The 6,972-nt window shown below is 72.5% G+C and carries 4 protein-coding genes; 3 read left to right on the plus strand and 1 reads right to left on the minus strand.

What is annotated here, in order from left to right:
• Positions 1-203: 203 nt before the first annotated feature.
• Positions 204-785 (minus strand): TerD family protein, encoded by a 582-nt coding sequence (locus tag NBW77_RS21510; protein ID WP_131747098.1) that lies wholly within the window; start codon positions 783-785, stop codon positions 204-206.
• Between the two features lie 169 nt (positions 786-954).
• Here NBW77_RS21510 and NBW77_RS21515 point away from each other — a divergent pair, with 169 nt between their 5' ends.
• The 3 genes from NBW77_RS21515 to NBW77_RS21525 all read left to right on the plus strand — a co-directional run.
• Complete coding sequence (locus NBW77_RS21515; RefSeq protein ID WP_175324725.1) at positions 955-2,433, plus strand: amino acid adenylation domain-containing protein; 1,479 nt, start codon at positions 955-957, stop codon at positions 2,431-2,433.
• The gene (locus NBW77_RS21520) at positions 2,427-3,254 is read left to right on the plus strand and encodes a hypothetical protein (RefSeq protein ID WP_131747100.1); all 828 of its coding nucleotides are present in this window, start codon (positions 2,427-2,429) and stop codon (positions 3,252-3,254) included. The genes NBW77_RS21515 and NBW77_RS21520 overlap by 7 nt, the downstream gene beginning before the upstream one ends.
• Positions 3,247-6,972, plus strand: a 3,726-nt coding sequence (locus NBW77_RS21525) for a hypothetical protein (RefSeq protein ID WP_250280240.1), incomplete at its 3' end; no start/stop codon positions are given. The genes NBW77_RS21520 and NBW77_RS21525, both read left to right, overlap by 8 nt.

Genomic DNA, 6,972 nt, shown 5'->3' on the forward strand with positions numbered 1-6,972 from the left:
GGGCTGGATCCGCCACCGTTCTGAGAACATCCCCGAGAACCACGATTTCGGCCCACCGGCGGTGGTTCGTCGGTTACATCAACTGGCCAGGTGTCATGCGCAAGGTCGAGTGATCATTATAGGCGACCCGCGGGGAGCCGGGCGGCGGGTCCTCGTACCGGCAGCCGCCTACCAAGGCCGGTCCTGCCCGCTTCCCGACCTGGTCAGGAGACGTTGACCCCGAAGTCCATGGCGATTCCGCGTAGACCGGTCGCGTATCCCTGGCCGACCGCCCGGAACTTCCACTCGTTGGAGTACCGGTAGAGTTCACCGAAGATCATCGCAGTCTCGGTGGACGCATCCTCCGTGAGGTCGTACCGGGCGATCTCCGTACCCGCCGTCGAGTCGACCACGCGAATGAAGGCGTCCCGAACCTGCCCGAAGGTCTGTCTGCGCACATCGGCATCATAGATCGACACCGCGAAGACAACCTTGGACGCCTGCGGCGTGAGCCCGAACAACTCGACCGTGATCTGTTCGTCGTCTCCCCCGCCACCACCGACGAGGTTGTCACCCATGTGTTTCACCGCGCCGTCGGGGCTCACGAGATTGTTGAAGAACACGAAGTACTGGTCGGAGAGAACCTTGCCCCGGTCATTGACAATGATCGCGCTCGCGTCAAGGTCATAGTCTGCGCCGGAGGTCTGACGCACCTGCCAGCCGAGGCCGACAGTCACGGCAGAGAGGTTCGGAGCAACCTTGCTGAGCGACACATTGCCGCCCTTGGACAGCGACACCGATGCCATACCGCAAAGCCTAGTCCCCTTGGAGCCTCCGGCCGTGAGAGGAACCAGGATTGCGCGGCCACCGGACGTGTGCGGCTGCTCGGGGAGGTCCGAACGCGCTGCTAAGGTCGCTTCGGTGCGCACCCCCGACCCCGTTCACGGCGCACGCCGGCCGGCGGCGGACACCGGGATGACCCGCCGGCTCAAGGCTCTCGCCCTCACCCAGCCGCTGCATGACCTCGACGCGCGCAAGAACCACCTCGACGGTGGCGACTTCACCGCCTACGCCATGGCGGAGCTCGCCCTGTACGCCATCGACCTGGTCACCGTCGCCATGGATTTCGACCGCGGCGCCGACCACTCCCAGGTCCGCCAGCGCCTCGTCCCACTGGCCGCAGCCCAGGCGCCGGACCGGCCTTCGGCCGAACATGCCCGTGTCGCCGGATGGGTGCTCGACAACCTGATCAACGTGGGTAGCGTCGACCGAGGGTTCGAGTCCGTGTACGGCACCTACCGGGACGACGGCCGTTACGTCCGCCGCCGGTTCGACTTCAAACTGTTGGTGGAGCTCACCGACCCGACCGGCGAGATCTACCTGCGCACCACGGACGAGGCCGTGACCGTGCTTGTCGGCGCGCTCGACACCGATGTCACCTCCGCCCAGGTCGCCGCGGAGGTGACATTGGACAGCCTGATCCGCAGCGGTCGCCTCGTCGACGCGCGGACCGCTGCCGAGCAGGCCCGCTACCGGACCGTCCAGTACGCCGAACAGCTTCGCCGCCAGTTGGAGGCCACCCGCCGCAACGTCCTCGCCGTCGACTGGCTGCACGCCGTCCCCGAGCTGGTCGACGAGGCTCTCACCCACATCGAGCAGCGGTACCGGCACGAGAACGCGATCCTCACCCACATCCGGCGTTACCGGGACTCCACCGAGGACGTCGAGCACAAGCGCCAGGCCGCCGAACTGGTGACGATCGTCGGCGACTGCGTGCGCCGCCACACCCAGCTACAGGCCCGCCTACAGGAGGCCGGTTCGGTCTTCCGGACCGAGCAGGACCGCCAGCAGTTCGCCGATCAACCGGCTCGGGCCGGCGTCGACCTGTACACACAGCTGCTCACCCCGACGCTGGGGCTGACCGTCGGCGCGGCCGAGGCACCCGCGCTCGCCTTCTTCACGAGCGCGGTCGGTGTCCGGGTGCCGCGGGCGATGCGCCTGCTCGACCTCGTCGACACGCTGCTGGAGCCGACCGCCGAACGCGCGGCCCTCGGCGCCGAGCTGGTCGACCCGGACCTGGTGGCCTGGTCGGAACCGCCTCGTTTCGGTGAGGAGGCGTGGGCAGCGGCCATGGACCTGTTCGACATCGACCCGGATGCGCCGCGCCGACTGTCGGCACTGCTGGCCGAGGCCCGTGACACGGACGGCCCGGACCTCGCGGACCTGGTGGCACTGATCGCGTTACACGCGGTGAGCCCCGAGATCGGGATTACCCGCCGGCACCGCGAGGACACCGTGCTCGTGGCCGTCGACGACGGCGTGCCCCTGGATGACCCGGAGTTCGGTGGCACGGACCTGCTGGTCGGACGGGTACGGCTGATCCCCGCCGACGCGGATGCGGATGTCGACGCGGATGTCGACGAGGTAACGGACGAGGTAACGGTGGCGTGTTGAGGGATCAGGTGACGGACGCCGCCCGGCTGGTCGCGTTCGGGCTGCGGCAGAGGCTCGTTCCGGCCCGGGATGCCGACTACGCCGAGCTGGTGCGTCGGTACCTGGCCGAGCCTGGGTTCGCCGAACTGACCGGGGCGGTCGCCGCCGGGCTCGGAATCGTGGTCCTCGATGTCTGCGACCGCGCCGGGTTGGTGCCGGCCGCCGCGGAGGACTCGGCTTTCGCCGTCCGGATGAGCGACTACGCCCGGCGGACCAGTGGGGAACACCGGGTTCCCGAACGGTTACTGCACGCCGTCGCACAGCTCGCCGTGGCGGCGCTGGCGTTCCCGCGTCCCGCGGACCTCACCGACGACTCCTACATCGGGCGGGTCAGCGTGGAAGGTGTCGACGCCTTTGTCCGGGAGGCATGCCGCCGCCTGGACGAGAAGCTCGCCGGGACCATGCACGACAACGACACGGACCCGCCCGCGGACGCGCCGAAGCTGGAACGGGCGTGGCGGCTCTACGCCCGCCGGACCGCCACCGGCGCGACGCGAGACGCCCGCCGGCTGGCCGGCTCGACGACCGGGATCATCGCCCGCGCGATGGGTTTCCTCGTCGAGTCCGGATGCCTGGTCGCGATCAGCGACGAGCATGGTGGGACCTATCGCACCACCCCGCGCTATCAGGTGCAGGTTCGGGAGCTTGCCGCCGACGCCGCCCTCGAGGAGCTGCTCGCACTCGGGGTAATGACCGTCAGCGACGGCCGGGGGGCTGTGCGCGTCCTGTCGGACACGCCGGAGCTGACCCGCGTCGCGGGAGCGGGAGGTGCCGATGTATGAGCTGTCCCGGGTCCGGCTGCACTCGATCGGTCCGCGCGGCGCCCGTTTCTCCGACGTCCTGCTCGACTTCTCGGATGTGGGCGCACCGGTCACCGGACCCCACCAGGACGCGCTGTTCGGCGAGGGCCGTACCCGGCCGCGGCGCCCGTCGCCCGCCTCGGTGCTGTTCCTGGAGAACGGCGGCGGCAAGAGCGTCCTGATGAAACTGATCTTCTCGGTGGTGCTGCCGGGTCGTCGTCAGGTCGTGGGCACCTCCAACGGCAGGGTGCTGGACAACTTCGTCCTGGCCCGGGACTGCGGGCATGTGATCTGCGAGTGGCAGCATGCCGTCACCGGCGAACGGATCGTCACCGGAAAGGTCAGCGAGTGGAAGGGCCGGGCGTCCACCGGCGACGTCACCCGACTCGCTGACGCCTGGTACGGATTCCGCCCCGGCGGAGCGGTCGAACTCGACACGCTTCCACTCACCCGGGACGGCCGGCTGGTCACCCTGTCCGGATTCCGCCAGCGCCTCCTCGACGCCGCCGCCACCGAGACGAACCTGGACCTCGTCTGGGAGACCAGCCCGGGTGCCTGGAATGAGCACCTCGGGGTCCTCGGACTGGACCCGGAGCTGTTCCGCTACCAGCGGGCGATGAACGCGGGCGAGGGCGAGGCCGCCGAGGCGTTCGCGTTCGGCAGCGACGAACAGTTCGTCGACTTCCTGCTACGGGCGGTGACTCCTCTGGAGGACCCGGTCGGACTGCAGGATGTCGTCGACGGCTACGCCGGGAAGCTGGCCGAACGGGCTGTACTCGCCGCCGAACGGGACTTCGTCGCCGGTGTCCTCGACCGGCTGCACCCCCTGGTGGACGCGGTGACGCGACGCGCCCAGACCGAAACCGCCCTGACCGTGGCCGCCTCCCAGGTGGCGGGGCTGGCCGCGACTGTGGACGCTCGCCTGGCCCGCGACACCGCCGGGGTGACCCAACTGGACGCGGAGGCCGCGGTGGCGGCCGACGCCGAACGCGCCGCCGAGATCGCGCGCGGTCGTGCCGGTGACCGCGTACTGGCCCTGCGAACGACGATCGCGCAGCTGCGGCTGGCTGTCGCGGAAAGGGACCGGGACACCCTGGTGGCGGCCCGCGAGGCAGGTCAGCGGACGCTGGATGCATGGCGGGCGACCGAGGAGGTGCTGCGGCTAGCCGCCGCGTCGGCCGAGGCCGAGCGGCTCACCCGGCTAGTCGCCGACGCCGAGACCAAGGCGGCGCCCGCGCTCGCCGAACGCGATGCCGCGGGCCGGGCCCTCGTGCGCGGGCTGCTCACCCTGGCCACGGCATCGGATGCCCAGGCCGCCGCGGCCGACGTCCGGGCGGGTGAGCACGAGGCACAGGCCGACCGGGCCGCGCGGGCCGAGCGCCACGCCGCGGACGAGGCCGCGACAGCCCGCGCCCACCGGCAGTCCCTGGCCGAACACGACGTGTCCGCAACCGACGCGCTGCGGCGGGCGGTCGCGGACGGTCTGGTGCCGGACGTGTCCTGCGATGTGGCCGCCCTGGCCCGGGATGCCGCCGAGGCGGCAGCGGCCGCCGCCGGCACGGTCCGCGCCGGGCTGGACGCCGTTCAGGCATGTCACCGTGCCCGCCAGGACGCGGCCGACCGCGAGCGCGAGGCGGAACGTGCCTGTGACACTGCCCGTGCTGTGCTCGCCCGACTCGGCGACGAACGGGACCGGGCGCGGGCGGCATCCGATGCGCTGGCGGTGGCAGCCGGCGATCGCCTCGCCGAGGTCCTGGGCGACGTACCCGCCGTCGATCTGGATGCGGACGCGGAACGGGCCCTCGCCGCTCTCGGCACCGCCATCGACGCGGCCGAGACCCGGAAACTGGCGCTGTCCATGGCCGCGGACGCCGACGCCCGAGTGCTCGACGCACTCGGCGCGGGCAACCTGCTGCCGGCCCGACCCGAGGTGACCGCGGCCATCGACGTCCTGGAGGCCGCCGGTGTCACCGCGGTCGCGGGCTGGTTGTACCTGGCGGGCTCCGTGGGCGAGGAGCAGCGTGACGCGGTGCTCCTCGCCCACCCGGAACTGGTCGACGGGGTCGTGCTGCCCGTAGCCGGGTCTTTGGAACGGGCCCGGGCGGCGTTGAGCGCGGCCCGGCTCCTGCCACGCGGGATCGTCGCGGTCGGCACCGCCGCCGTCCTGATCGACCTCGGCGGCGCGGATCCCGACAGCGGTTCCGACGGGCGGCAGGTGTTCCTCATCCCGCCGAACCCGGCGATGTTCGACGAGGACGCGGCCGAGACCGAACGGGCCGCGATCCGGGCCCGCCACGGCGAGCGGTCCGCACTCATGGTGCAGCTCACGGCCCGGATCAACCGTGACCGCAGCCTCGCCGCCGCGATCACGGCCTGGCGGGCGCAGAACCCGTCCGGCCGGCTGACTGCGCTCGCCACCGACGCGGGCCACGCCTCGGATGCGCTCGCGGCGGCCGATCGGGTCCTCGCCGAGGCACGCGTCCGGGCAGCGGCATCCGCGGCCGAGGCGGATGCCGCCCTGGCCGCGCTCAGGTCCCAGCGGGCGGACGAGCAGTCCTCCGTCGCCCGCGCCACCACCCTCGACCGACTCGCCCGCACGGTCGGTGACCGGTCCCGGACCGCCCGGGAGGCAGCCGCGTTCGAGACGGCGGCGCAGGAGAAGGCCGGCGAGGCGTCCCGGCACCATGACACCGCCGAGGAGGCACGGCGTTCGGCGCGTGACGCGCATCGCCGTGCGGACGCGGCCCGCCGTAACGCCGACGCGGCCCGGACCGAGACCGCCGGGGTGATGGGCGCCGGGGACCCCACCCACGAACCTGCCCACGGCACCAGCCGTAATCCGGCCCCCGACGCACCGGACGAGCGGGGCCGGGCGAACGATGCCGACCTGCCGGTGGCGGTGCTCCGGACGGTCTATGAGGCGGCGAACCGCACGTACGCTCAGGTCGAGGTGGAAACGGACCTGCGGGCCGGCCTCGAGCGGTGCCGCCGCACGCAGGCCGCGGCACGGGCGGCGAACGACGTCCTTCCCGCCGGCATCCGGGCGCAGGCCCGCGAGCTGCTCGCGGGGGTCAGTGGTGGGGACGCGGTGGCCCGGGCCGCGGGCGAGGCCGAGGCCCGCCGCGGGCTCGTCGCACTCGGCCGGGACCTCGACGACGTGCTGGAACGGCTCGGTGGCCTGCGGGAGGAGCTACGCCAGGTCGGGGCGGAGTCCCGCCATCGCGCGGTCGGCCCACCTGCCGGCCCGTGGGCCCCCCGCGATCTGCCGCACGCCGAGGACCTGCTGCGGACGGCACGCGCCGAGGTCGCACGGGCCGCCGAGGCACACGAACGGGTGCGGGCGCACCGGGAGTCGCTGGTGGAGGCGGCACGGCGGGCGGACTCGGACCTCTCGACGTTGCGGGCGGTCGCAGACCTGCTCGCCGACGCCCTCGCCGAAACCGGTGGACCGGCGTCCGGTGGACCGGTTGAAGGCAACGACGCGGACCCCGCGGAACCGTTCACCGGGTCGGCGGACGCCGCACGGATCGCGGCAACGCAGGTACGGGCCGTCTGGCGGGCGGCAGCCGGGGGGGTCGCGGCGACGCACGCCGACGTCCGGACCGCGGCGGACACGCTGGCTCTGTGGGCCGGTCAGGACCGTTTCGACACTGTGAAGGCGCCCGCGCGCCGCCAGCTGACCCGTGCCGGTCGGGAGACG

This window comes from Frankia sp. Cppng1_Ct_nod (assembly GCF_920656135.1).
Taxonomy (GTDB): Bacteria; Actinomycetota; Actinomycetes; order Frankiales; family Frankiaceae; genus Protofrankia; species Protofrankia meridionalis.